The sequence below is a fragment of the Leptospira inadai serovar Lyme str. 10 genome (genome assembly GCF_000243675.2).
Taxonomy (GTDB): domain Bacteria; phylum Spirochaetota; class Leptospiria; order Leptospirales; family Leptospiraceae; genus Leptospira_B; species Leptospira_B inadai.
The window spans coordinates 21,245-47,873 of the sequence record NZ_AHMM02000006.1; the positions used below are offsets into that span (position 1 = coordinate 21,245).

At 44.5% G+C, this 26,629-nt stretch carries 21 protein-coding genes; 13 read left to right on the plus strand and 8 right to left on the minus strand.

Going from position 1 to position 26,629, the window contains the following annotated elements; translation table 11 throughout:
* Nucleotides 1-15 precede the first annotated feature (15 nt).
* Nucleotides 16-612 carry a TetR/AcrR family transcriptional regulator gene (locus tag LEP1GSC047_RS00895; RefSeq protein ID WP_010412931.1) on the plus strand — a complete coding sequence of 199 codons (597 nt, stop codon included), beginning with the start codon at nucleotides 16-18 and terminating at the stop codon, nucleotides 610-612.
* Nucleotides 613-979: 367 nt separating this feature from the next.
* On the opposite strand, the gene LEP1GSC047_RS00900 is transcribed toward LEP1GSC047_RS00895, so the two are convergent.
* Nucleotides 980-1,705, minus strand: a complete 726-nt coding sequence (locus LEP1GSC047_RS00900) for a hypothetical protein (RefSeq protein ID WP_010412928.1) — start codon at nucleotides 1,703-1,705, stop codon at nucleotides 980-982.
* A gap of 488 nt (nucleotides 1,706-2,193) precedes the next feature.
* Between LEP1GSC047_RS00900 and LEP1GSC047_RS00905 the strand changes: the two genes are divergently transcribed.
* Entirely contained in the window at nucleotides 2,194-3,261 is a 1,068-nt protein-coding gene (locus LEP1GSC047_RS00905; protein ID WP_039933858.1) for a hypothetical protein, read from the plus strand.
* A 421-nt stretch (nucleotides 3,262-3,682) separates the two neighbouring features.
* Here the strand turns inward: LEP1GSC047_RS00905 and LEP1GSC047_RS00910 are convergent, their stop codons facing one another.
* The 3 genes from LEP1GSC047_RS00910 to LEP1GSC047_RS00920 all read right to left on the minus strand — a co-directional run bounded on the left by LEP1GSC047_RS00910 (nucleotide 3,683) and on the right by LEP1GSC047_RS00920 (nucleotide 6,741).
* Entirely contained in the window at nucleotides 3,683-4,042 is a 360-nt protein-coding gene (locus tag LEP1GSC047_RS00910) for a PilZ domain-containing protein (RefSeq protein ID WP_020988097.1), read from the minus strand.
* Between the two features lie 498 nt (nucleotides 4,043-4,540).
* A complete protein-coding gene (locus LEP1GSC047_RS00915) occupies nucleotides 4,541-5,356 on the minus strand; it encodes a sterol desaturase family protein (protein WP_010412922.1) in 816 nt (271 codons plus the stop codon).
* A 371-nt stretch (nucleotides 5,357-5,727) separates the two neighbouring features.
* Complete coding sequence (locus LEP1GSC047_RS00920; protein ID WP_010412919.1) at nucleotides 5,728-6,741, minus strand: VOC family protein; 1,014 nt, start codon at nucleotides 6,739-6,741, stop codon at nucleotides 5,728-5,730.
* Nucleotides 6,742-7,739: 998 nt separating this feature from the next.
* Between LEP1GSC047_RS00920 and LEP1GSC047_RS00940 the strand changes: the two genes are divergently transcribed.
* Nucleotides 7,740-8,564 carry an Lp29 family lipoprotein gene (locus LEP1GSC047_RS00940; protein ID WP_020988116.1) on the plus strand — a complete coding sequence of 275 codons (825 nt, stop codon included), beginning with the start codon at nucleotides 7,740-7,742 and terminating at the stop codon, nucleotides 8,562-8,564.
* A 240-nt stretch (nucleotides 8,565-8,804) separates the two neighbouring features.
* On the opposite strand, the gene LEP1GSC047_RS00945 is transcribed toward LEP1GSC047_RS00940, so the two are convergent.
* From LEP1GSC047_RS00945 to LEP1GSC047_RS00955, 4 genes are all read right to left on the minus strand, one after another.
* A complete protein-coding gene (locus LEP1GSC047_RS00945) occupies nucleotides 8,805-9,347 on the minus strand; it encodes a GNAT family N-acetyltransferase (protein WP_010412904.1) in 543 nt (180 codons plus the stop codon).
* 12 nt (nucleotides 9,348-9,359) lie between these two features.
* Nucleotides 9,360-9,518, minus strand: a complete 159-nt coding sequence (locus tag LEP1GSC047_RS21530; protein ID WP_020988145.1) for a hypothetical protein — start codon at nucleotides 9,516-9,518, stop codon at nucleotides 9,360-9,362.
* Nucleotides 9,519-9,635: 117 nt separating this feature from the next.
* Entirely contained in the window at nucleotides 9,636-10,328 is a 693-nt protein-coding gene (locus LEP1GSC047_RS00950) for a tetratricopeptide repeat protein (RefSeq protein ID WP_010412900.1), read from the minus strand.
* Between the two features lie 8 nt (nucleotides 10,329-10,336).
* On the minus strand, nucleotides 10,337-11,017 hold the full coding sequence (locus LEP1GSC047_RS00955; protein ID WP_010412897.1) for a hypothetical protein: 681 nt from the start codon (nucleotides 11,015-11,017) through the stop codon (nucleotides 10,337-10,339).
* A gap of 237 nt (nucleotides 11,018-11,254) precedes the next feature.
* Between LEP1GSC047_RS00955 and LEP1GSC047_RS00960 the strand changes: the two genes are divergently transcribed.
* The 10 genes from LEP1GSC047_RS00960 (at nucleotide 11,255) to LEP1GSC047_RS01010 (ending at nucleotide 26,575) form a co-directional block, all read left to right on the plus strand.
* Nucleotides 11,255-11,947 (plus strand): tetratricopeptide repeat protein, encoded by a 693-nt coding sequence (locus LEP1GSC047_RS00960; RefSeq protein WP_010412894.1) that lies wholly within the window; start codon nucleotides 11,255-11,257, stop codon nucleotides 11,945-11,947.
* A complete protein-coding gene (locus LEP1GSC047_RS00965; protein WP_010412891.1) occupies nucleotides 11,944-12,672 on the plus strand; it encodes an MORN repeat-containing protein in 729 nt (242 codons plus the stop codon). The genes LEP1GSC047_RS00960 and LEP1GSC047_RS00965 overlap by 4 nt, the downstream gene beginning before the upstream one ends.
* 104 nt (nucleotides 12,673-12,776) lie before the next feature.
* Entirely contained in the window at nucleotides 12,777-13,241 is a 465-nt protein-coding gene (locus tag LEP1GSC047_RS00970) for a hypothetical protein (RefSeq protein ID WP_020988091.1), read from the plus strand.
* Between the two features lie 229 nt (nucleotides 13,242-13,470).
* Nucleotides 13,471-18,645 (plus strand): TIGR04388 family protein, encoded by a 5,175-nt coding sequence (locus tag LEP1GSC047_RS00980; RefSeq protein ID WP_020988119.1) that lies wholly within the window; start codon nucleotides 13,471-13,473, stop codon nucleotides 18,643-18,645.
* Nucleotides 18,632-19,198 (plus strand): hypothetical protein, encoded by a 567-nt coding sequence (locus LEP1GSC047_RS00985; RefSeq protein WP_010412879.1) that lies wholly within the window; start codon nucleotides 18,632-18,634, stop codon nucleotides 19,196-19,198. The genes LEP1GSC047_RS00980 and LEP1GSC047_RS00985 overlap by 14 nt, the downstream gene beginning before the upstream one ends.
* Before the next feature lie 95 nt (nucleotides 19,199-19,293).
* Nucleotides 19,294-21,963, plus strand: a complete 2,670-nt coding sequence (locus tag LEP1GSC047_RS21845; RefSeq protein ID WP_020988092.1) for a TIGR04388 family protein — start codon at nucleotides 19,294-19,296, stop codon at nucleotides 21,961-21,963.
* 34 nt (nucleotides 21,964-21,997) lie between these two features.
* Nucleotides 21,998-22,684: a hypothetical protein gene (locus tag LEP1GSC047_RS00995; protein WP_020988058.1), complete on the plus strand. Its 687-nt coding sequence runs from the start codon at nucleotides 21,998-22,000 to the stop codon at nucleotides 22,682-22,684.
* 11 nt (nucleotides 22,685-22,695) lie between these two features.
* On the plus strand, nucleotides 22,696-23,136 hold the full coding sequence (locus tag LEP1GSC047_RS01000) for a hypothetical protein (protein ID WP_155825638.1): 441 nt from the start codon (nucleotides 22,696-22,698) through the stop codon (nucleotides 23,134-23,136).
* A 152-nt stretch (nucleotides 23,137-23,288) separates the two neighbouring features.
* Nucleotides 23,289-26,057: a TIGR04388 family protein gene (locus tag LEP1GSC047_RS01005; protein WP_010412865.1), complete on the plus strand. Its 2,769-nt coding sequence runs from the start codon at nucleotides 23,289-23,291 to the stop codon at nucleotides 26,055-26,057.
* Nucleotides 26,058-26,059: 2 nt separating this feature from the next.
* Entirely contained in the window at nucleotides 26,060-26,575 is a 516-nt protein-coding gene (locus LEP1GSC047_RS01010) for a hypothetical protein (RefSeq protein ID WP_146036937.1), read from the plus strand.
* Nucleotides 26,576-26,629 lie beyond the last annotated feature (54 nt).

A 26,629-nucleotide genomic window follows, 5' to 3' on the forward strand; every position in this document is an offset into this window, starting at 1 on the left:
AAATTTCAGCGAATTATGGAAAAGAATGAAACTCAGCGTGAAATCCTTCAGTTGGCTGCCGATTATGCATCATTGCACGGACTGAATGACCTTACGATCGGGAAGTTGGCGGCAGCCGCTCGGATGAGCAAAGCAGGTCTTCACGGTTCTGTCGGATCAAAATTGGATCTCCAAATGAGTACGATTCAATTTGCTGCCGAGATTTTCACTCGGGAAGTCATCCAGCCTATCGCGAATATCGATTCGGGTTATAAGAGGGTGATCGCCTTTTGCGAAAATTGGTTGAGTTACGTTGATCGAAAGGTTTTTCCGGGAGGATGTTTTTTCGGCCGGGTATCCTTTGAGGGGGCTTCGCTACCCGAGAAAATCGACGCGGAAATCAAACGTTCGATTCGGACGTTCCAACAATTTCTGAAACGTGAATTAAAGAAATCGAAACTTTCGCCGGTCAAGTCGTCCGAGTTATCCGATCAGCTTTTGGCTTTGGTTATAAGTTATAATTGGGCAGTTCATGCACTCGGCCAGCCGTCGGCAGCAAATCATGTAAGGACCTTACTATTTCAAAAACTAGAAGACTTAAAGGATCTAGACAGGATGCCGGGTCGTAAATAGGAAGATCACTCGGTTCTTACCTTTTAAAATGATTCTCCGGGAAGAATATGGCAATTTAGTTCCTTCCGCAAAAATCCTAGTTTAACGACTCTTTCCTCATCTCTAAAGGTAACGCGCAACGCCGTTAGATCGAATCACCGTAAGGCGAATACATCCGTAGCGATAGGGCAAAAACCCTCTAACCGATCCGCCGTATTCCCTACTAAGTTGATGCTTTCTTTTTATACGATTCTTCGATCGCATTCGGGAGTTGGGAAAATCGTTTATGATCCTCTTTGTCTCATCGATGAAGGAAAGAAATCTAGGTTTACCTCTAGGCCAAATCCGTATCTAATTTGAGAAGCATTTTAGTCTAATCATCGTTAGGTTATCCCTGAGGAGAGTTGTTCGGTTTTGCCTGAGCGGCTCGTAAGGCCTTTGTTTCGAGGAGTTTCGTATATTTCTCCCAACGCGCGCCGGCTTGGGCGCTGTTTTTTTCCACATGAAAATAGCAAGTTTCCGCTCCTGCCGGAATCGTGCTCTTGAACATTACGTCCCAATTACCGGTCCTTCCTTGGGTCTTCATGAATTCTATAGCCGCATCTAACATACCTTGCACGAAATATCGCTGCACTCTACAATCCATCGCTCCATAATGATCTTGGTGCGGACACCAATCGATGTGAAAGTTCGCCCGACTTTCATCCTCGATGGCAGGCGATTCCAAGGAAGCATACGCGATACGATTGATAACCGTTGCATAAAAACTGATCCATTCTGAATCGGTCATATCCTTGGGAATCGTCGTGCCTTGCGTAATTTGCCTACCGATATCATAGCCGATTTGATGGAGACTATCGTAGATGACGGACTGGCCTTCCATACCGAATTTCTTTTCCACGTTTTTTAGAATTCCGATGACGGCCATAGCCTGCATCGTTCCCCATTGCCATAACGTTGCCGGATCGAAATTTGTTTTTCCGAGGATTTCTCCTCGGAGCCGTTTCAGTCCCTTTTCATACGGCTGATTGAATTGAAATCGGTCCCAAGCAGGTTCCGATCTCCGCTTCCAGTGCGCTTGCGTCTTATCAAGATGGTCTGTCTTACTAGTCATATCAGAATATTCTCATTAAACAACGGGATTGCAAGCACTTCTGCTTAAATCCGCTGGGGGGTTCGAATTTGTCGATATAACGCGGTTTAAGCCGGAATAGATAACGGCCTAGAAACATTTGCTCTATTAGCATTTGTGAATTTGCCCTTGGTGCTGGGGATCGCGTTTCGAAATGAATCCGGCGATTCGCTCTTCTGAAAGGGATATGCTATCCGAGATAACTAAGACATTCCGCTTATTTCGATGGAATTATGACGCGAAAGTCGGGAATTATTTGCATTCGAATAGAAAGAAAATCCAAGTTATTTTTTAGACAATACTATTGCATGCGATGGAAGCGGTTCTATTTCGTTTCCGAATTCATCGGAAAATTAAACGGGTTCTTTTTTTGTCTTTGACTTCGATAAAAAAGAAATTAGGATAGTTTTCCCTGATTCGATATGAAATTTCTTTTTTATTCCCTTTTACTTTCTTTTACGGCTTCTTGCATGAAGTTCCAAGAAAACTCGCTCGATCCCAGTTCTCCGAGCGGATTCCTGTTTTCCCTTTTAACATCTTCGAAGAGTTTGTACGTTGCGGTCGGGAACAATTGTACTTTATGGACTTCCAAGGACGGAATAAAGTGGACCAGTCAATCAAATACGCTCTTCCCGAATTGTGCGGGTAGTAGCGGTGCTACAATCAATGCCGTCGCCTATGGGAACGGTAAATTTGTAGCAGTAGGAAGTCTTAGCTCTAGCACTGCGGGTTGCGGAATCTGGACCAGTTCGGACGGCTTCAAATGGATTCAAAGTACCTGCGGTGGGGGGATGACTACTCCGTTGTATTCGGTCGCCTTTAACGGTACGAATTTTGTTGCAGGAGCAGCGGATAATTATCCTACATTCGCGACTCATTTCATGCAGCAATCGGATGTAACCGCTTCCACTTGGACCCAGGTTTCCTTCGGTGCAACGGCTATCAACGGTTTTGTTTCCTCGATCATCTCGGTAGGCAGTACATACTATGCTACCGTCTCGACAGTCGATTCATTCGTTTCTACTAATAATGGAGCAAGTTGGTCGCAGTTTTCTTCTCCCCTAATTGCATCGAACGCATTCACTTCGAGTACTAGCTCGCCTGTAAGAATTGCCGCAGGTCCAGGATCCCGGTTGATCGCGTACGGAACCTCGACGGGTCTTGTGCCTGACTGGAGTTATACGGATGATTTAGGAGTCACGTGGACTACGAGAACGTCCACAGCGGGCACGAGTATGGGATTTAATGCGGGAGTTTATAATGCAGTCTCCGGTTTCTTTGTCGCGTTAGGCACAACCTGTCTTTTAGGGATTTCTTCTACAGGTGGTACGAATATGGATTCACCTACGAATATTCAAAGCGGATGTTCGGGTACGACTTGGAATGCTCTTGTAGTTAATCCTATATCGGGGTTATTGGTGGCTGCGGGCACGAACGAGAATTTCGCTTATTCGCCGCTTATCGGAAGTCCTGGAAGCTGGATAATTTCTACGACAGGAAATACGAATTCGGTAAACTCGATCGCGTTCAAGCCCTGAAAGATAGCGAACGCTTCGATTCCCCCGATACTTGTTATGATAATGGTAAGTTATCGCAATCCTGTAAGTTCCGCTTTAAAGTCGGTCATTCATTCGGCTAAAGTTTTCGGCGGAGTGATCTTCGGTTAGACGCGCGATTTTAAGACTCGCTTACCCGTTTTTACTCGGACCCCATGCAATGTCTTTTTATGCAACCGAGGCCGAGCGAGTCACGATCAAACGTGTGAATCCTATTTTGGAAAAAACCGGCGGCCGATCTTACTCTTACTGAGGATAAAGGGAAGTTTGAACTTCATAATTTCTTAATGCAATACGTTTAATGAGGCGGTTTTATCGAGAAAATGCAAAGCTATACCGATTGAATAAAACTCGGCCAGGATCGGAGAAGGGAGGAGTTATTTGGAATGGAAACGAAAGTACCTTAATCGACCATGAATCCCACGGGCAATGCAAGCACGGTCAAATAATCCGGTAAAGCGATTTTGACCGAAAATTTTACACCTACGAGAAGTCTTTCGACCTCGCCCTGTAAAATGAATTCTTTCCTGACGATCGATCCTTCGAAGTGAAATTTTTTTCTTTCGTCCGGGCTTAGTACGAATCCGGAAATAGCGGAACCGGTTAATATTTTATTCACATCCTGTATTTGGGCAGCTATGCCGACTCCTAATTCGGAAATATCGTACACAAACCCATTAACTCCGATCTCGTCGATTTTAGCGCGAATTTTGAATTTGCTGATTTCGTCAGAAAAATATCGATCTGCTTTCCTACGCTCCATTACCCCATCCTCACCGAAAAGTCCCAAAAAATTTCCAAAGCTCTATTCGCAATCTAGCAACAGGATGCACAAGCCTAATTTCGTACTTGTTAGTGTAGACTTAAAAAAAGGGAAAAAAACGATAAATTTAGAATCGTCGGTCGCTCGCAAAGTTCGAAAATTAATCGAATTTCTTGACTTAATAATAACGGAATATGGAGTTTAAGGTCATTTTGAAACTTAAGTTTGTACAAGTTTCATAAAAATAACTCTTTTCGGCCTTGAAGAAACGCGAGATTCGGTAGGCATCGTCGGACTGTCCCGCATTCATCGAAAACGATTCTAAATAAATACGAGTCATTTTCGAGGTTGTCCAAACGAACCATTTTTTAAACGACGGGCTTGACGACCGAAAGCCGGTCTAGGATGGGAATTTAGCCCGGCGGCTGAACCCAAAATCGGTTTGAATAGCAAAAAGCTTTGAGTGGGAAGAAAGTCAAAGCTTTTGCTTTCCTCGAATCAGGCTTTCAGCTCTTCCTTAACATTCAAGGGTTTGCTTTCCGTAATTTTTTTGAATGTCTTCTCATAGTCCGGATGAACCGTTCCAAAAATCGAATCCCAAATCGTAGTATAAAGCCCAAAGTTATATCTAAAATATTGATGATGCATATCATGATTGGTATTTGTGTTGATATGTTTCAAAATTCCGTTCGATATTATCCAGCTTGGAAACATTTCATAACCGCTATGTCCTAAAACATTTCTGATTATTTGAATCGTCATAAAGATTACGAGCGCTAATGTATGGACCGGAAATAAGGACGCTACGATCGGCATAATCATCGCGTGCACTAACGCTTCCCAAGGACTAAACGAATAAGCGGTCCAGGGTGATGGCGTGATGGAATCGTGATGAACTTTATGAAACGTTTTGAAGAACAAACGAGTGTGCATCAGGCGATGAGTCCAATAAAAATAGAAGTCCTGAATCGCTAGGATAAGAACCACGCTAAGAATCAAGTAGCCCCAACCGTAATCTTCCACCCTGTCATAGAATTTAAAATAACCGTATTGTTTAAGAGTGAGGACGATAAAGGTAACCAGCGTATATACTACGACCGAAGAAACGGAATATAGAAATTCTTTTTTAAACTGGGACGATTTGGCGACTCTATCTTGGATTTTTCTATGTTGGAAAGGGTGCTTCCAAACGTACAATACCGCAAAGACGATACTTGCAGATAAGAGGTATCTGAAAAAATCGATCATAAAGATTTCCGGAACGTGCGGGATTATCCCCGATACGACTTGAAAAAAAGGAACGTGCTCGTTCATAGTTCATCCTCTAAAAAACCGGGTTGAATCCCGGGATCTTTACGGACGATTAGAGCCTTTTTTAGGGTCATTTTCTTATTGAATTCTGCAAAAAGTCTATCAAATCCGGATTCGATCGGCTTTTTCCGATTCTTATCCGGTTCTTGAAATTACACGGGTGATTTTATGGTTTCTTTAAAAATTTGATGGAAGGGGCGAATGGCTTGTAGCGGGGACCGTTCCGATTCTTGCAATTTGGATGTTTTGCTTAAGTACCCTTTAAAATTTGGGAGCTCCTTTCATTTTATATAAATTTGAGAGTTCGGGGAGTTCCTATAATCCGGGGGTTGATCGACACGACATCCCCTTGCATATTTTGAATTCTTATTTATCTAATATTCGTTTTTCGGCGCTAAAATCAGTATATTGCCGTCGATATCTTTGAGTATTGCAGATCGACTTCCCCTTCGGCTCATAAGAGTTCCACCCTCGCCGATTATCTTCTTTATTGCGGTGTCCACATTTCGGACTCGAAAGCCGGTCGCAACGATCCCGACTTCGTTTATCGTACGCGGTCCCTTTGAGGACGATTTATTATAAGTGAAAATTTCGAAAGTCGGACCTCCCTCGCTATAACCGGGCAATTCGACATGTCGACCTTGCACCACGGCCCCGTTTACGCCGGTTAGATTTTCAATGAATTCCCCTTTGTAATTCCTTTCGAATCCTGTACTGGAAGTCGCCAATACCTTAGTGTAAAAATCCATCGTCTTAATCCAGTTCGTTGAATTAATATTTACATGAAGAAATCGCACCGCGTCGACTTTCGCAGGCGGTAACTTGAAGTAAATCCGCACTAACGATTTCAGCGAGCGATATATTGTACGCGGAGTTACCGGTGTAGGAAACGGCAAATGAATTTCGAAAACGTTCCCGTCCGGATCAGTCGCGTATGCTACGGGAACTTTCTCCAAATCTTTGAACGAACTGAGTATTTTACCGCCGTTCTTTAGGATTTGTCTGATCAAGCCGGGGACGTCATCGCTCTCAAAGCAAATATGAGCATAACCTAAATCATTCGGCGAAGGCGATGGCGTATTCGATTTATCACTTTTTAAGATGGTTAATAACGGCCCTTGTTTATCATAGCCGGCTGTTCTAAGATATATAACCGAATTGCTTGATCCATTTAAGCTCCATACGGACTCTTCTTCGGATATTTGAACTCCTAAGACGTTCCGATAAAATTCCGAGAGTCGTTCCGGATTTGGGCTGTTTAAAATCAAGGCGGCATAGGAAAAATCAACGTCGTCAATCTTATGATAGTCGCTCTGAGACGCGGTTATAACCCACCAAGCCGAAATAACAGTCATTAAAATACAGATTGCGAGAAATATTTTTTTCATTTTGTTTTCATCTCTGGCTTCGCTTTTTAGACGTTCCTAACAATGCAATTCCTTTGCAACGATCAAGCCTGCAATTTGTATCGTATGATTTTCCCATGCATTTGCTTCAAGAGATCGGACCAAAAATCGACACCGCCTACCTGCGCGATTGAATCGGGAACGGTTTTGAACCGCATTCATGATACCCGAATCGTAGGGAATCCGCTTGAATGATTCCGGCACGAATAAGAAATTTTATGTAGGCGGAGTCGTATCGTTCGAGCCAAACGGATTCGACTATTTTAAAATGTATCATTGAAGAGATGCATACGACTTTAAACACAATGGTAATTTATCTCGTGGAATTCGGTTATTTTAATTAACGAATACTTTATTTGCGGGTTTCAAGAAGATGACCACGGACTTTTTTAAGATCTACCTTGCCTTCGTTACTTCAGCTAATTCTGCTTTGAGGTGATCCACTTCCTCCCGTGGTGCGTCTTTGAAAGGTCCGTCATCTGCGGGACACTACTTCTTCCAATTCCGTAGCGTATTCATCATATACCTAATTCTTGTGATAGCTGAGCTGATGATTTATTTGTCTTCGAACCAAGCTCGACTGCGTTCTTTTGAAATTCTTCATCGTATTGCGGATTTACGGGAAATGTCGACTTTATCCTATTTTTATGCATTTCCGTGTCCTCTAAATCGGGGGAACTCCAACAAATTATTTTACCGTATTCGCTTTCTTGCCGGAAGCAACCGAACGCGATTTCGATGCCGTGGAAATCCATAATAAACTAATGAAACTGTTGCCGGCCTATCCATTCCCTCGCGCAAGAAAAGCCGCTATACTTTACAAACCGCGAAAAAGGACGGAGGGAGATCGTGAAATAAGGACGGCGAGGGCGCTCGGTTACAAAGATGCCGCTCTTACTTTAAATTTTAAAAAGTCTTTGATTCTGAAAACTAACTTTGTAAAAGTTGAATAGATTCAAATTCCCGCCGGACTCACCTAAATGCGTTACCTTGCTTTTTTATTCTCTACATTCTTACTATCTTGTACAAGCATGAATTTAGTCGGTCCGGAACGGATGCCGGTCCGAAAGATGGATACCCGAAAGAAAGTCGCCTTAGTAGGTTTTCATCCGTATTCCACCGCTACCGTCGGGAACAAGTTGGACGGCTGGATTAATACGCCTTGTAAAATTGCGATTTCGGAGAAATACGGAACGAATTTAAAATCCAAATTCTTTAAAGGTCGCAGAAACGTTACTTCCGATGAACGAGCTGCCTATCCTTTGCGGGATCAACTCATTTCCCCTTTGTCCTGGGGGGAACCGATCAATAAGTTTCCTTCCAGCGGGATTCAATCCGATATCGAAGAGGAAAACATACGCCGGTTCCTGGAGTTTTCGTATTCTTTACTCGGGGCCGGTGCGCTTCCGGATCTTTGCGAAATATTGGAATTGGATTCCGGGGCCAAGACGTTTCAGCTAAAGAAGCGGGATGTTGATTATTATGTTGTCGGTATTTTTACTCCCGTTTTTTCGGAGCCTACGATTTTGGGTGCGGTTACGTTTGCGATCTCATTCCCTTTGAGTTTTTTGAGTATCGGAATCATCCCGATGGCGATGGAAAAAAGAACGGAGTCTTTTTTTAGGATCTACGATCCGAAGTTGAATCTTATCAAAGAAATCAAGACTTCGAATTCTTTTTGGACACTGGATGCTATTTGGGCGATGCCCAGCGATCGGAGTAAGGTAGTCGAGAAGTACTCCTATGATTCGCCTGCCTGGGAAAAAGACGTGGAGGAATTGGACAAGGTTTGGAAGCCGGAGTAATTCAGAGGACAGAGGACAGAGGACAGAGGACAGAGGACAGAGGACAGAGGACAGAGGACAGAGGACAGATAATTATTCCTATTACCCTGACAACAATTTTTTTAAAAACGAATTATGCTGGAACTCCTACCCGATAATATCCTAAATTTGGGGATAGCTATGCAGTGGGCAAGTCGTCGATGTCCGGTAACCGGATTTTCCTGGGGGATCGACGACAGGATCAAAGAAAATCTCGTAAAATTAATTTTCCGGAATCCGTTTTCGAACTTCAAGTTGAAAATCTTTTAAATCAAAGTACATTAAAATGTTATTTGAGTCGGGGGGCTGCTCAGGGTAGTCTTCGAATCCTGAGTTTTTATAAAAATTGACGGCTTCTTTTCTAGCATCGACGATCAGAAATCGACACCCGGTTTTATTATTAGTTATGAACCAAGATTTCAATAAGCCTAATACGATTTTTCCGAATCCATTTCCTTGGTATTTTGAATGCGTTGCAAATCGGCCAATCAGGACTGCGGGATACGCTTTGTATTGAGTATTATGCGGTATAATTTGCCGAAATTCCAATACCGTGTTGATCGCGCTGTTACTGAGACAAAATCCGACTAGAGGTTCTTCTATCCCATTACAGTGGAGAAAATAGTTTTTAGAAATTAATTCCGATTCTGAATCCTGAGCGTCGAGTTTAAAGTAAGATTCCAGTTCTGAGTCACACTGGAAAAGTTCCAGGTTCGTTTCAGAAATAGGCTTTAGAAAATAATCCTTATAGGAGGGGAGCTCCATTCGGGCTTGGGATTATTTAAGCGAATTCTTTTGAATTAAAAAGAGGTAGATCTCTTTTTCTAGATCAGAAATTTTAATTTCCTTTCTTCGGCTTGAATCCGCTTTTTCCACGAATTCCGCGGCTTTTATTCCTTTCAGTGTCGGGATAGGCTCTAAGGGAGTTACGGCCATTTACAAAGGATCTCCTGAGTTTCTTTATTTAGGATCGTTTCAAATAGACTATGGAAAGCGAATATTTTTTCCTAATTGCGGCCGAATTGTCCCCTGATTTTTAAGCTAAGTCCAAATTCAAGAAAACAGAAAGCTATATCTCTGCCATATTGTCACATACGGAGGACTGAAGACAGATAAAATTTCCTTGTAAAGTTGAACCGATGCCTGCTCTCCTTTTCTCTTCCGGTCCAATTTGCGTATCCGCTTTTTGTCCGGTGAACTTTTTCCCTGTAGTTTTTGGATTCTGGCTTTGGCTTCCTCGATTGCAGGTTGCAAGCTTGCGGGGGCGATCTTTATGAATTTAGAATAGGATTGAATCGCTTCTTCTTTCTGTTCCGAGTTTTCGTACGATAGGGCGAGATTGTACAGGATTTCCGGTGTGTCATCGGTGGTCAGCTTGAGTGCGGCTTTGTAGTTTTGGATGGCTTCTTTGTGTCGTCCTAGACTTTCTAATATTACACCGCTATTGTAGTACGCCTGCAGGTACTTGGGATCGATTTGGATGGTTTCTCCAAATTTGCGCAATGCATCTTCTTTTTGATCCATCGTCATGTAGGCGATTCCGGCATTGGCTCGGTACTCCGCAAGCTTGGGATTTAGTTGGGATGCTTTTATGAATTTGGACAAGGCTTGCTTCGGGTTGGTCGGGAGTAGATCCGCTCCTTGTTTGTTCAACTCGATGGCTGATTTTACGGGATCTTTGGGAGTGCAAAGAATTAGTGCCATCCCGAGGAAAGTAGCGACGGTAATTTTTCGTATCGTTTCCAAGTGATATCCTATTTGAAGAGCAGAGTTGCGAGTAAGAGAATGATGGCGGGTGAAAGCACGATGGCTGCGGCGCGACCCGTAGGTTGGTCGAACTGTTTCCGAAATCCTTGGATGGAGTACAGAAGGCTTCCGAGATAGGCTCCGAACGTGAGGATCACCCATAGGATCGCGAAAATCATGTAGGCGATTCCGCCCGGTCGGAATACTAGTTTAGCGAAACTGAATACTTCTTGGGCGGCGATCGCTAAAAGGGGCAGCAGGAGTGCGTTGACTGACAAGAGGGAAACGGTCGGCGCTTGCGCATTTTTTTCCTTTCCGTTTAGAATGACGAAGAATAGATACCAACAGCCCGCGAGAAAGAAAGGTAGCAATCCCCAAAGCAGAAACCATCCGAGGATGTTTTGCGGAAAATGAGAAAAGAAATAGACCAGGCTCCCGATTTCTTTTTGCGCGTAGAGGTTTTCGATCATGGAATTCGGGTTAAAGTCCCGGAGGTAGACACCGATCAGTATGTTTGCGGCGTTTAGTAAGCCGGTAACCGCAAAGGTTACTACGTAACGCAGGATTCCGGATCGGAGCAAATCTGGAGACCAGGATTCCAGGGAAATTTTTTCCCGGAGGATGGCTCCGACTTCGGTTATCTGATTTGCGAGTTTTTCTTGGATGGCAACACCGATCTCGATCCGCATAAACGCCCTTGCATGAAGTTTTTCTAAATAAAACCGGAAAAGCGGGTTCCCTGTCGAGTGAAATAACTGTTGGGATCGGAAAGAAGAGCTTGAAAGAAGAACATCGGCGAGCGAAAATCAATGTAATTGACTAAAAATTAAGCCTGCTCCTTTCCTGCTTTTGTGAAGATTTTTACAAACGTAATTCTTTCAATTTTACTATTCGGGAACGGGTTCGATAGGAGAAGACTAGGAACGATGCGATTTCAATACTGCGATTCTTTAGGATCGCCGGCCAATCTCGATTTTATAGGGAACGTTTTAGAATCGCTTTCGTTTTTTATCAGAGCCAGGTTCCTTTTCTTTTGCTTTTTGTCGCTGGCCATCGGATGCGGAGGAGTTTCCAAGGAAACGGTGAATCATTACGCGTCAGGCACGGCGTATTTCCAGGAAAAGAATTTGAGTGCTGCGATTGGGGAATTCCAAAAAGTTTATAGAGAAACGCCCGACTATCTTTCGACTCGTTTGATGCTGGGAAAATGTTATTTCTATTCCAAGGAACTCAAGAAGGCAAAGGAAATTTTCGAAGAGGATTTTGATAGCAATCCGAGTCGTCTGAATTCCGGGATTTGGTGGTATCGGGTTCGGTTCATTTTGGGTGAGGACCCGAAAGAAATTTTACCCGGAGTGATTTCCATTTTGGAAATCGACCCGGAGAAGCTGGAAGGCTGGATTTTGCGGGGGCTATTAGAGGAGAAACTCGGACAGAATTCGGACGCGGTGCGGAGCTATCTTAGGGCTTCCGAAGATTCGGAGCGAATCGCTTTTGTGAATTATCGTTTGTCGAAACTGTTTCGAGCCATCCGGTTTCCGGAAAGAGCGGAAAAGCATGCCGAAAGAGCCAGGGCATTAGGCTTTGAGATCCAAACGAATTCGGAAACCGTAAAATGAACCGAGAGAGATTCAGAACTTTTTTTTCCTCGATTCCCTTTGGCCGCGCTTACGCGTCCGCAAAATCGATTCTTCTTTCCAAGAAAGGAAGGTGGATTGTAGCTTCCGCGTTGGCGGCTTGGATCTCGCTCGTAGTACTCCCTTTCTTTTTATCTTCCGCAAACGGGACGTGCAAGATCGGGAGCTGTTGGATCGGTACCGGCGTCATGATTTATCCGGATGGAAACGAGTACAGGGGCGAATTCCTGTTGCGAAAGGGTCATGGTAACGGGGAATTCCGGAGCCCGAAGGGTGAACGATACTTAGGCGAATGGTCCTGGGGGAAGAAGAACGGATTCGGAGTTTATAGATACGCGAACGGGGACGTGTATGAGGGGCATTTTTCGAATAATACCAAGGAAGGAATGGGAGCCTTTACTTGGAAAGGAGGAGGCGTAAAGTACGTAGGGAACTGGGAGGATGGAGAGCCGTCCGGTCCGGGGAAACTGATCTTAAATCAGGGACAACTGGTCTTGGAGGGAGAGTACAGGAAGGGAATTATTTATAACGGAAAAGGAATGTTCGTTTACGAGAATCGGACTCGTTACATCGGGGAATGGAAGGACGGAAAACGGCATGGATACGGAATCCTTTTGGATTCGGAAGGATCGCCGATTTACTCGGGTCTTTGGGAAAATGACAGGGAATCGAAACCGACTCGGACTCGGGAAAAGCGAGCCTCCTAGTACTTGCGACTCATTTGCCCGAAAACGGGATTGACGAAAAAAGATCCGGCGCACTAACTCACGCTTGTACGGGGAAACCCGGTACTTTAGGAGATTCCAGTTTCATGAACGCGTTTTCCAAATTCCTTTTTATCTCGATTCTTTTAATCACTCTTGTTAACGGATGTAAGAAATCCTCCAGCGACGATCAGTCCTCCCTTTTGGCCCTGGCATTGGCCCAAAACAAGGCGTCTTGCGTGGGCGCTACTGCCATCACCAAAGGTGGGGCAGCCGTCACCGGTGGTGCAACAGCCGGATATTTTTATTATCTTTACACAAGCGCTGCGGGAACGACTGACACAGTGACCTTTAGCTCTACTCCGTCCGGCGGCGCAGGAAATATATTATATATCGGAAAATCAAATATTATAATCAATGCAAGTAATGTCGGCACGTCATCCAATTTCGATGCCTTTTTTACGCTCGCACCTTACACCAATAATTCTGTAACAACTTCCGCTGGAAATTTCAGATGTTTTGTTGTGCAGGTTCAAACGGCGGGTACTTCTTATTCACTAACCATCAATTAAGCTTTCTACCAAGCGCCCCAGTTTCCGAATCAGGCGGGAAAGAATTTCTTTCCCGCTTTCTTATGTTCCTTCCTAATCCTTCCTTTTTGTCCCTTCGGGGATAGTAGACCTCGTCTTCTTTTTGATCTTTAGGGGACATTTCGGTTATCAAATTGTCTTTTTTTGTGGACGATTTGTGTCGAATCCGCACGTTTAGACCTAACCTTTTCTTCCGTTATGGGTGGATCCAATGATCAACAAAGATACGAATCAAGTACGGCAATTTCAAACGAAGGAGAGATTTTCTTCCTTTACTCTTCTGCTTAGTTATCTTTGGGTCCTCCTTGCTCCGGTTTCCGTTCTCTATTCCCAGCCCGCGAATGTCCCGGACTTTATCGCCCCTCAACTTTCGAATCAAACGTTTAATCAGTATGTAAACCAGGCGAACCAAGCTCATTCCTTAGAAGTTTGGAATACGATTGTGAGCCAGGGCTTCGGGGTCTTTAAGGCGTCTTGGGAGAATCTGGCGAGCCAGGAAATCGCGGCCTTAGAGGCGACCGTCCATTCGCAGTATGCGAATGATCCGGCCACTGCGGCGTATATCGATAAAATGATCGAGTCCCAGGCGAGTACTTCGGAACAGGCCTGGCTCACTCAGATCGAGACTCAGGTCGCGGAGGATCAGAATGCATTTCTCCTAAGTTTACAATCTTCTCAAATTCCTGCGCAGACGGATTCCAATTACCAAGCGGTTTTGACGAATGGCCTGCAAAACTTTTCGGATTCCTTAACTTCCCTGCAACAGAATTACCAGAACCAACTTTCTGCGATCAATCAGACCGACAAACAGTACCAGGCCAACCTCCAGCAATTACAAACGTATGAGACTGCGGTTCGAAACAGTATTTCCACCTCCGTTTCCCAATTAGAGTCTTCGCTCCAAAATACGGCGCTTTATTATAATCGGAATGTAGACGGGTCCGTGAATTGGTCCTCTCTCAATCAGTCCGGGACGGAATTGCAGACTCTGATTTCGAATCTGTACCAAGGGCTGCAAAACGGAAGCTCGCTCTCCACTCTCGCGACCGAGATGACGAGTTATCTCCAGACCCAAGAAACCCAGGCTGTGCAGAATGCGAATTACTGGACCCAGCAATCCCAGCCCTATTCGCTTACCAATTCGAATACAGCTTTCGGGTCCGATTATCAATTGAGCGGCTTTCAAGCCTTAGTGGATTATGCGAATTCGGTTCGATCTTCTAATTCCGCCATCAATGCGATCATGACGTACATCGATGGGGGAAGCAATTCTCAGGATTCAACGCTATTGAATTACTTGTACTCTACCTACGGATACGATCCTACGAAAACTCAAATCGTAGGAATTACTAGTGCTGATTTTATGGGAGAAAGTAGCGGTACAAATAATTATAATCCATTTCCCGTTACGTTAGGGCATTCCGGAAATAATTTAAATTATTCTACTTCCGGATTAGGTGCCTTTGATTTTAGCGCCACGGGTCTTTGGGCGTTTGGGATTCTTTTACCTGTTACGGCTGCATTTACAGAAGATACATTCTCTTACACGATCAATTTCCAAGTAAAGGACTTAACTGCCGGGGCGAATGCTCAGACCTGGAATGGGTTTGCCTCTAGCTTAAACTCCGAGTTGGGAACCTGGAATACGCTCGCGCCTTCGATTACGAATTGGGAAGGTCAGGTTGCCGCGTACCAGGCTCAGTATGCGGCCTGGCATGCGCAAGCGGTGGCTTACGAAAACAATTTACAGATTTCTTATTCGAATGGGGTCCAGACTTTAAATACGGAAAAACAGACCTGGCTTGCGGGGATTCAATCCCAAGCTTCCCTAAGCTCTTCCTCCGCTCAGACTTCAAAATTCGAGGATGATTCCAAGTCTCTCGTGAAGCTGGAGGATAGTTCGCCTAAAATTTCCTCCGTTTTCCTGCCGAGTTCCAGCGATGTGCTCGCTCCGGCCTTAGCGCCTAACGTCGATTCCTCGGGACTCAATAACGTACTCTCGATCTTCCAACAATCGTTGATGGGAGCAAGTAACCTAGCGTTAGAAAACCAGCTAAACCAACAGGCAATCTCAGAAAAACAGAATGCAATCAATAAGATCGCGAGTTCCTTGGGAAGCAACGCGGTCGTGGACTCGCACGGAAATATAACATACACGACAGCAATCGAAGACGGACACGCCAAACTAAAAGACGGCGGGGATGCGACGAATGTAAACGATTATATCGCGAGTAAAACCAATGAGACCGTGTATGTGGGAGCTCCCGCAACAATTTCCATAGCAGGGGCAAGCCCTAGCGATCTATTCCAAAGTTGGGACACGAATAGTGTGCTATCCCAATTTCAGACAAACGAGAGTTCGTTTAACCAATCGTATAGTTCCGCGATCAGTACGCTGAATGCACAAATTAACGCCCTAAATACACTGAACGCGAAGAACGATGCGTCTTTCCAAGAAGAGGCGCAGGCGGCAGCGAGCTATGCGACAAACGTACAAAGCCTCGCAAAGACAATGCTGCAAGGCGGGACCTTCCAATCCTGGGTGCAGGGACAGATCCAGGATAAGGTAAACTCTGCGATGGCTCAAGCACTCGCAAACGCGACCGGAATGTCTCCGGACATGGCGGCTCAGTTAGTCAGTTGGTTTGAGAAGAACCAGGCGGAGAAAAAAGCAAAGGCCAAGGCGAGAACGGAAGAGATCACGTCGGGACTCGTGACGGTGGCAAGTATCGCGTTATCATTCGTGGCGGGACCCGAGATGATGGCCGTGGGACAAGCGGTTCTGCAAGCAGCACAAGGATACCAAAACGGAGGAATGGAAGGCGCCCTCGTGGGAGCAGCGAGTGGAGCAGCAACTGCGTATGCAAGAGAGTTCGGAGTAAATGTAGGAGTATCGTATAGCTACTCCGGAGGGTTTGGAGGAACAGTAGGACTTGGATCTTCTAAACTCAATGCGGGAGTTACGTTTTCCCAACACGGAAGCACTTCGTTTAACATGGGAGGGAGCTACGGAAATGTAAGTTATAACCCAACGAGCGGGTTTAGCGGGAGTGTGAACCTTACCCCGGGACAGAATACCGGGGTCATGGTGAATGTTGCTCAGCATAGCGGACCTAGTTTGACAGTCCAGGAATCCAACGAGGCTTCGGGAATTGGAGGTTCCGTAACGATAGATGGTAAGGGAAATACTACAGTAGCGGCAACGTATAGAAATGCTACAGTCGTCTCAGCGACGGGGAATGTACACGATCCGAGTAGTTTTGGAAACCTAACTGCCAATGAGAATTTTAATAGTGATCTAAACCAGAACCTTGCCATGGGTAAGGCAGACGAGAATCTAAAGGCCGGAACTGCAGAGTTAGAAGCCGGTCGTAGTAAGATCGCAGAGACGGGAAATGAAGTTCAGAGAGAAATCTTAAACAATGAGAATGCGAGTGCACAAGACCAGCATGGTGTCTTGGCGACCCTTGCTAATGCCGGTGAATTTTTAACCGATCCTAGTTCCGCATCTACTTGGTTGGGAAGGACCGCGCAGGATGTTGTGGGGAGCTTCCTAGGTAGTACGGGACTGGGTGCGAGTGATAGCAATGGGTTTATTGATAAGGATGGAAATTATCGCCAAAGGACCTGTTTTACCGCTGAGACTCTGATCAGAACAACGGATGGCTTAAAACGAATCGATCAGATCCAGGTCGGAGACTTTGTATTATCGATTAATGAAAATACCGGTAAAGTATCGTACAAGAGAGTCACTCAATTATTCGTTCATGATGTGGGTTTAATCCACAGGGTAACATCGCCAAAGGACCTGTTTACCGCTGAGACTCTGATCAGAACAACGGATGGCTTAAAACGAATCGATCAGATCCAGGTCGGAGACTTTGTATTATCGATTAATGAAAATACCGGTAAAGTATCGTACAAGAGAGTCACTCAATTATTCGTTCATGATGTGGGTTTAATCCACAGGGTAACATACGAGAACGGATCTACCCTGAATACGACCTGGAATCACCCATTTTACTTGAGAAGTACAGGTTGGACGGAAGTGAAGGATATTCGGTTAAACGAAAGATCCGTTACGATTGCAAGTATCCGTAATTCAGAGAAAGCTAAGATTACTTCCAACTCAGGAGTATTACTCGGAGCCTCTCTTGCTTCATTAAATAAGCAAACATCAAATCAAGAGTATTCGAATTCTTGGAAGAATGAATACAAAGGCACTCTTGGAATCACGAAAGTAGAAGAAGTTTATACCAACACTAAGGTTTATAACTTCGAGGTAGAAGATAACCACACGTATTTTGTAGGTAAAGACGGGGTGTTGGTTCATAACTATTTACCAGAGTTTGCTGATCAGATTAATCAACGAGTGACCGAAATTAAAGGTGCGATTAACGATCCAGTTGGAACTGCAAAGGCCGTCGCCGAGAATCAGTTTAGCAAGGAAGGTCTTCAAAGAACTGCTATCGACGCATTGACACTGGGGCAAGGTAGAAATATAGAAAACCTTGTAAATGCTACAGGGGTCAACGGAGAAGAAGCCGCTGCGAGAGCACATGCCAACTTCGTATTTGATGGCGTGTTAGGCATAGCAACCGAAGGAGTTGGAAAAGTTCTTTCCAGCCTGCGTGGTTTAAGTGGAGCCGCCAAGGAAGTGTCTGCGGGTACTAAAGCGGCGGGAGCTGCTGCAGCGGAAGAAGGTGCGATAGCACGGAAAGTAAATGCTACAGGGGTCAACGGAGAAGAAGCCGCTGCGAGAGCACATGCCAACTTCGTATTTGATGGCGTGTTAGGCATAGCAACCGAAGGAGTTGGAAAAGTTCTTTCCAGCCTGCGTGGTTTAAGTGGAGCCGCCAAGGAAGTGTCTGCGGGTACTAAGGCGGCGGGAGCTGCTGCAGCGGAAGAAGGTGCGATAGCACGGAAAGCAGGTTCGGCGGGGGGCTCAACGGAAGGGTTACTTTCCGGTGCAGAAAGGGAAGCAGCGCTAAATAGATCATTTGCTCATGATCCTACAGGCGAAGTAGTATCCGGAATTGAAAATTTAACGAAGAAATTACCATGGGATAAGCCTGTCGTCGTGATTGGTGAAAATATGGAAAGAGTTAATCCGGTTAGGGATGCTTTGATAAACAAGGGATATGATGTAAGAACCTACGATCCTAAAAATTTCAGAAGCGTAAATGGGATAGCAAATCCTAAGGATATTGCAGCAAACCGATCATGGATGAATTATTGGTCGAAAGGGAAAGGTGCGAACATTGTCGATATCGGAACTGATCCAACAAGACCTCGAACAAAAGCAAGCCCGTTTTATGGCATTGAGGTTAAAACTTTGTATGGAAAAAACAAATATCCGAATGTAATGAAGTATGTCTCTGAATAATAATCACAATCGAATGCATTATAAAGGATATGCAAAATTTCTTAACGCTGCGAAAAAGAAATTTTCGTTCTTAACGACTGACTATAATTTTAAATTGAATGAAGAAGGATTGGTTCATCCGGAATACTTTCCTGATGCTGCAGCCAACCTAAGATTTGACTCATCAATTATAGGCATAGAAATTTCATGGTATTTTGCAGGGGCTATGATTGGCATTGCTTTCTATGAGCTCAAAGATGGGAAGGTTCCGAAAGATCAAGGGGTATATACAAGAATATTTGATATATATAATCTAGTCGAGTTTTCGATAAAAGGACCTCCTAATTCACATTTTTTATTGAAAGATGCAGGAGATGTTAACTTTAGCAAAATAAAAAAAAGATCTGAAATCATAAAAAAGGATATGGATAAGGTGCTGGATAATCTCGCGGATCTTTTAAAAAAGTTTGGATCTAGAATTTTCGAAAACGATTTATCTATTTTTTCGGAAATAATGAATTATCAAAAAGAGCAGTCGCAGATGAAACGAGATTCTAAACAAAGCAAATTATGATAGGAAACTTTGTTTTTTGTTCGAAGAATTGTATATTAACTTTACCGGACCCCGCGAGGGATGCGTAGGGCTTTAGTCCAACACGGATAGAACAAATGAAATCGAAGCTAAAAAGACAGAGCGTGTTGGATGAGGGCTGCTGCCCGAACCCGAAGCAGCCCGGCCCGCAGGGCGCGGCCATACTCCTCCTTTTATCTTTCCTTACGTCATCCATCTTCTCGCCTTTACTCTCACTTAACTCACAAAACGGAGGAATGGAAGGCGCTTTAGTCGGAGCAGCGTCGGGGGCAGCAACGGCGTATGCAAGACAGTTTGGAGTGAACGTAGGGGTATCGTATAGCTACTCGGGAGGATTCGGAGGAACAGTAGGATTAGGATCTTCTAAACTCAATGCAGGAGTTACATTTTCCCAACACGGAAGCACTTCGTTTAACGTGGGAGGGAGCTACGGAAACGTAAGCTATAACCCGCAATCAGGCTTTAGCGGGAGTGTAAACCTTACCCCGGGACAGAATACAGGGGTCATGGTGAATGTTGCTCAGCATAGCGGACCTAGTTTGACAGTCCAGGAATCTAATGAGGCTTCGGGAATTGGTGGTTCCGTAACGATAGATGGTAAGGGAAATACTACAGTAGCAGCAACGTATAGAAACGCCACAGTCGTATCGGCCACCGGGAATGTGCACGATCCGAGTAGTTTCGGGAACCTGAAGGGCAATGAGAATTTTAATAGTGATCTGAACCAGAACCTTGCCATGGGTAAGGCGGACGAGAATCTAAAGGCCGGAACTGCAGAGTTAGCAGCCGGTCGTAGTAAGATCGCAGAGACCGGAAATGAAGCTCAGAGAGAAATCTTAAACAATGAGAATGCAAGTGCACAAGACCAGCATGGTGTATTGGCGACCCTTGCTAGTGCAGGTGACTTTTTAACGGATCCTAGTTCTGCGTCCACTTGGTTGGGACGGACCGCGCAGGATGTTGTGGGGAGTTTCCTTGGTAGTACGGGACTAGGTGCGAGTGATAGCAATGGGTTTATAGATAAAGACGGAAATTATCGTCAAAGGACCTGTTTTACCGCTGAGACTTTGATCAGGACCAAGAATGGTTTAAAACGAATCGATCAGATACAGGTCGGAGATTTTGTATTATCGATCAATGAAAACACCGGTAAGGTATCGTATAAGAGAGTCACTCAATTATTCGTTCATGATGTGGGTTTAATCCACAGGGTAACATACGAGAACGGATCTACCCTGAATACAACCTGGAATCACCCATTTTACTTGAGAAGTACAGGTTGGACGGAAGTGAAGGATATTCGGTTAAACGAAAGATCCGTTACGATTGCAAGTATCCGTACTTCAGAGAAAGCTAAAGTTGCTTCCAAGTATGCGACCCTTGCTAGTGCAGGTGACTTTTTAACGGATCCTAGTTCTGCGTCCACTTGGTTGGGACGGACCGCGCAGGATGTTGTGGGGAGTTTCCTTGGTAGTACGGGACTAGGTGCGAGTGATAGCAATGGGTTTATAGATAAAGACGGAAATTATCGTCAAAGGACCTGTTTTACCGCTGAGACTTTGATCAGGACCAAGAATGGTTTAAAACGAATCGATCAGATACAGGTCGGAGATTTTGTATTATCGATCAATGAAAACACCGGTAAGGTATCGTATAAGAGAGTCACTCAATTATTCGTTCATGATGTGGGTTTAATCCACAGGGTAACATACGAGAACGGATCTACCCTGAATACAACCTGGAATCACCCATTTTACTTGAGAAGTACAGGTTGGACGGAAGTGAAGGATATTCGGTTAAACGAAAGATCCGTTACGATTGCAAGTATCCGTACTTCAGAGAAAGCTAAAGTTGCTTCCAACTCAGGAATATTACTCGGAGCCTCTCTTGCTTCATTAAATAGGCAAACATCAAATCAAGAGTATTCCAATTCTTGGAAGAATGAATACAGAGGAACTCTCGGAATCACGAAAGTAGAAGAAGTTTATACCAACACTAAGGTTTATAACTTCGAGGTAGAAGACAATCACACGTATTTTGTAGGTAAAGACGGAGTCTTAGTTCATAACTATTTACCAGAGTTTGCTGATCAGATTAATCAACGAGTGACCGAAATTAAAGGTGCGATTAACGATCCAGTTGGAACTGCAAAGGCCGTCGCCGAGAATCAGTTTAGCAAAGAAGGTCTTCAAAGAACGGCGATCGACGCATTGACACTGGGGCAAGGTAGAAATATAGAAAACCTTGTAAATGCTACAGGGGTCAACGGAGAAGAAGCCGCTGCAAGAGCACATGCCAACTTCGTATTTGATGGTGTGTTAGGCGTAGCAACCGAAGGAGTTGGTAAAGTTCTTTCAAGTATTCGAGGACTTAGAGGTGGGACGCAGGAGGTGTCTGCGGGCAGTAAGGCGGCGGTTGCCGGAGAGAATTCGACTAAATTAGAAAACTCGATTGCGAAAGTTACATCTAAAGAAGGAACGTTTCAATACGATTTGAGCAAAGGGATAGACACCGGACAACCTGTCAAGTTTGGGCAAAAAGGGGTTTCTCCGGATTTTAGTAAAGCTGGTAAGCATGAGGGCGCGAGTATTGATGAAGTCGCAGCTAGATTAAAGTCAGGAGATATTAATCCACGTAATTTTAAAGTGGAATATATTTGGGTAAATGGAGAAAAAGTCGCCGTCAATAATAGATCATTAACTGCGGCAACCAAGGCAGAAGTTTTGGATAAAATAAATATGGTTTAGCAAAGAAGGTCTTCAAAGAACGGCGATCGACGCATTGACACTGGGGCAAGGTAGAAATATAGAAAACCTTGTAAATGCTACAGGGGTCAACGGAGAAGAAGCCGCTGCAAGAGCACATGCCAACTTCGTATTTGATGGTGTGTTAGGCGTAGCAACCGAAGGAGTTGGTAAAGTTCTTTCAAGTATTCGAGGACTTAGAGGTGGGACGCAGGAGGTGTCTGCGGGCAGTAAGGCGGCGGTTGCCGGAGAGAATTCGACTAAATTAGAAAACTCGATTGCGAAAGTTACATCTAAAGAAGGAACGTTTCAATACGATTTGAGCAAAGGGATAGACACCGGACAACCTGTCAAGTTTGGGCAAAAAGGGGTTTCTCCGGATTTTAGTAAAGCTGGTAAGCATGAGGGCGCGAGTATTGATGAAGTCGCAGCTAGATTAAAGTCAGGAGATATTAATCCACGTAATTTTAAAGTGGAATATATTTGGGTAAATGGAGAAAAAGTCGCCGTCAATAATAGATCATTAACTGCGGCAACCAAGGCAGAAGTTTTGGATAAAATAAAATATGAAGATGTAACTGGAATACTGCCTGAGACCGGTCCGGACTCACTTTCAAGTGTTCTAAAGAGATTAAATGAAATGAATGGAAAACCTTCAAGGACTATTCCGATCCGTCAAACTGGTGATTGGAATTCTCCTGCGAAGGAAATTGTTGGGAAGTAATGGAAATTAGAATGGCGTATCTTCCTTATTTCATGAAGCACCTTGATGAATATTATCAGGATAAATTGACGGTAAAGACATTGGAGGATTGGCGATCCTTTAAAAAGAAATGGTATTTTGATGAAGGAGAATGGCCCAGTAAAACGCAGGAAGAAAAAAGCAAAGAGCATAATACGAGAGAAGCTAAGGAGATTAATGGGCGGATTTGGGGAGCCGTTGTATATCCAGATAAAATAGATAAAGTAGCCCAGTACGAATTTATGAAAACTGAAACAGAATTAGGTGAGCCCATAGTCTTTCCAAAAGGAAAACACTCTCCACAAGAATCTGAATATCCAGAACGCTGGTCCCAGGAATGCCCACATTGTGAGATTTCCGCCTATTATAAGGCGGGTGAAGAATACTGTCCAATTTGTGGAAGGAAATTATTGTATAGCTGGGGCGGGGATTGAGCTGAGCGTGAGCCTCGCAAAAACTACAGTAGCAGATGAAAGTGTCAATATAGCGAACTTTGAAAACGTACGGCAAGGATATCTTAAGATGAGAATAGTTTTAACTCCCCGCGAGGGATGCGCAGGGCTTTAGTCCAACACGAGGAGCACAAATGAAATCAAAGCTAAAAAAACGGATCGTGTTGGATGAGGGCCGCTGCCCGAACCCGAAGCAGCCCGGCCCGAAGGGCGCGGCCATACTCCTTCTTTTATCTTTCCTTACGTCATCCATCTTCTCGCCTTTACTCTCACTTAACGCCCTAAATACACTGAACGCGAAAAACGATGCGTCTTTCCAAGCGGAAGCGCAGGCGGCAGCAAGCTATGCGACAAACGTACAAAGCCTCGCAAAGACAATGCTACAAGGCGGGAGCTTCCAATCCTGGGTGCAAGGACAGATCCAGGATAAGGTTAATAGCGCGATGGCTCAAGCGCTCGCAAACGCAACGGGGATGTCTCCGGACATGGCGGCTCAACTCGTAAGCTGGTTTGAAAAAAATCAGGCGGAGAAAAAAGCGAAAGCCAAGGCAAGAACGGAAGAGATCACATCGGGACTCGTGACAGTGGCGAGTATCGCGTTATCCTTCGTGGCGGGACCTGAGATGATGGCCGTGGGACAGGCGGTACTGCAAGCGGCGCAAGGGTATCAAAACGGAGGAATGGAAGGAGCCCTCGTAGGGGCAGCGAGTGGAGCCGCAACGGCTTATGCGAGAGAGTTTGGAGTGAACGTGGGAGTATCGTATAGCTACTCGGGAGGGTTTGGAGGAACACTCGGATTAGGATCTTCTAAACTCAACGCGGGAGTTACATTTTCCCAACACGGAAGCACTTCGTTTAACGTGGGAGGGAGCTACGGAAACGTAAGCTATAACCCTACGAGCGGGTTTAGCGGGTCCGTGAACCTTACGCCTGGAGAGAATGCTGGGGTCATGGTGAATGTTGCTCAGCATAGCGGACCTAGTTTAACAGTCCAGGGATCCGATGAAGCTTCTGGAATTGGAGGTTCCGTAACGATAGATGGTAAGGGAAATACCACAGTAGCGGCGACGTATAGAAATGCCACAGTCGTATCGGCTACCGGGAATGTACACGATCCGAGTAGTTTCGGGAATCTGAAGGGCAATGAGAATTTTAATAGTGATCTGAATCAGAACCTTGCCATGGGTAAGGCGGACGAGAATCTAAAGGCCGGAACTGCAGAGTTAGCAGCCGGTAGAAATAAGATCGCAGAGACCGGAAATGAAGCTCAGAGAGAAATCTTAAACAATGAGAATGCGAGTGCACAGGACCAGCACGGTGTCTTGGCGACCCTTGCTAGTGCCGGCGAATTTTTAACGGATCCTAGTTCTGCGTCTACGTGGTTGGGACGGACTGCACAGGATGTTGTGGGGAGTTTCCTTGGTAGCACGGGACTGGGGGCCAGTGATAGTAATGGGTTTATAGATAAGAATGGAGAGTATGTCCAGAGAAGTTGCTTCACAGCCGGGACACTCATTCGAACCAAAGAGGGCTTAAAGCCGATCGAGAAAATCGAGATTGGGGATTTAGTCTTATCGTTAGATCCGAAGACGGGAGAAGTGTCTTATAAGAAAGTATCTCGACTCTTCTCTAAAGAGACACCACTCATTCATAGAGTCACGTATACTAACGGAAACGTAATCAATACGACTTGGAACCACCCTTTCTTTATTCGAGGAAAAGGATTTACCGAAGCTCGTCACATTCAACCAGAAGAGAGATCAGTCACGGTTACGAGTATACGGAACTCTTATCGTATTGAGAGAAGTTCCGGAATACAAATCGGGGCTTCTTTTGCATCCTTAGGAAGCCAGTCTTCCAATTCTAATTCAGCGACTTGGAAAGACGAAATTCGAGGAACGGTTGGAATTGCTAAGATCGAAGAAATCTATGAGAAGACGAAGGTCTATAACATTGAAGTCGAAGACAATCACACGTATTTTGTGGGGAAAGACGGGGTTCTTGTACATAACGATGCAAGCTGCGGACCTGGATACGTCGCAGGCTTAAAAGAAGCCATAGCCTCTAATGGAGGAGAACTGCTCGGTGGTCAGACCTTAGAAGAGAGGAAAGCTGAGACTGCTTTATTAAGAGAGCAAGCTCCGAACAAAAAAGAATTCGATGCGTTTTATGAGACAGGTAAGACACACGTTGAAGTCGGTAAGGAAGCTGCACTCTGGTATAGCGGTGAGAAGGTACTTCAATATGTAGGGAAGGGTCTTATTAAAGGAACAGAAATGTTCCTTGGGACTGAAGCCGGGATTAATGTCGCAAGCAAAGTCAAAGGTTGGTTTGGTGTTGGAGAGGAAGCGGCTGTCAACAGTGGGCGGAGAGCAGCCGGATCGGCTGAAGTCGGAGTTGGCGAACAAGTTGCCATTGGGCAAAAACCAAAGTACGATCCAGCGACGTTTAGAGATGAAGTGGCGGCTTGGGATAGCACAAAAGCTAATCGATTTAAGAGAGCTGAAAACTTTTATACAAAGGGCGGAGTTGCTCAGGGGCCAGGTCTTGACTCAGAATTAAGAGGTATTAATTTTGACAAACCGATAGCAAATACTACTTTAAAAGAAGGAGAATACGTTTATCAATATGTAAGAGCGGAAAAAGGGAAACCCTTACTTGACAGACAAGGAAATTATTTCGTAAAAGATCCTAGTACGCCAATGGATACAATAGGGATTAATCCAAGTGATGAACGAATGCTTGTTAAATATAAGGTTACCAGTGAAACTAACAGTTTGAAATCATCAGCAGCGGATACAATTTGGGGGGATGGCGGAGAAGTTTTTAAAGGTGGGTCAACTCAATATTATATTCCAAATTCGAGATCCAAAGGGTTAAAATTTGCTGGGATAGTTCAATGAGAATGAGTTCTGTTGAAAAAATCGGGCGTTCTATTGCGGCAGAACCACCATTCAATTTTTTTAAAGGTGTAGTTGAGATCGCAAAGCTTGGTCCTTGGTCATTAGAAAATTTGGAAAAAATCTTTTTTCATACTGAAAAAAAAGTAAATGGAAAATGGACTCATTTATTGAATGAAGGTTCCGGGAACAGCCTAACTGTTTATCAAAACGAATTTCAGCATCAATTGTTGATTACACTTTATGCAAAAAAGTCTGAAAGCCTATCGCTTTATAAAATTAAATCATTCTTAAAGTGTAATTACAATCTTATTCATATTTATAAACCAGAATATCGTGTTCGTTTTAATTTTGAATATCGCAAAGGTGCTATTAAAAGCATTTGCCTCGATTACTATTATGAAAATTCAAATGACTGCATCAACTTTGAAGATGGTCGATTAAAAAAGGGTGATAGGTTAATTGATGAGGATGAAATTACAATTGATAATATAATTATTTTTGTAGGAATGAGAGAGTAAAAATTTATCGCTCACACCCCGCGAGGGATGCGCAGGGCTTTAGTCCAACACGGA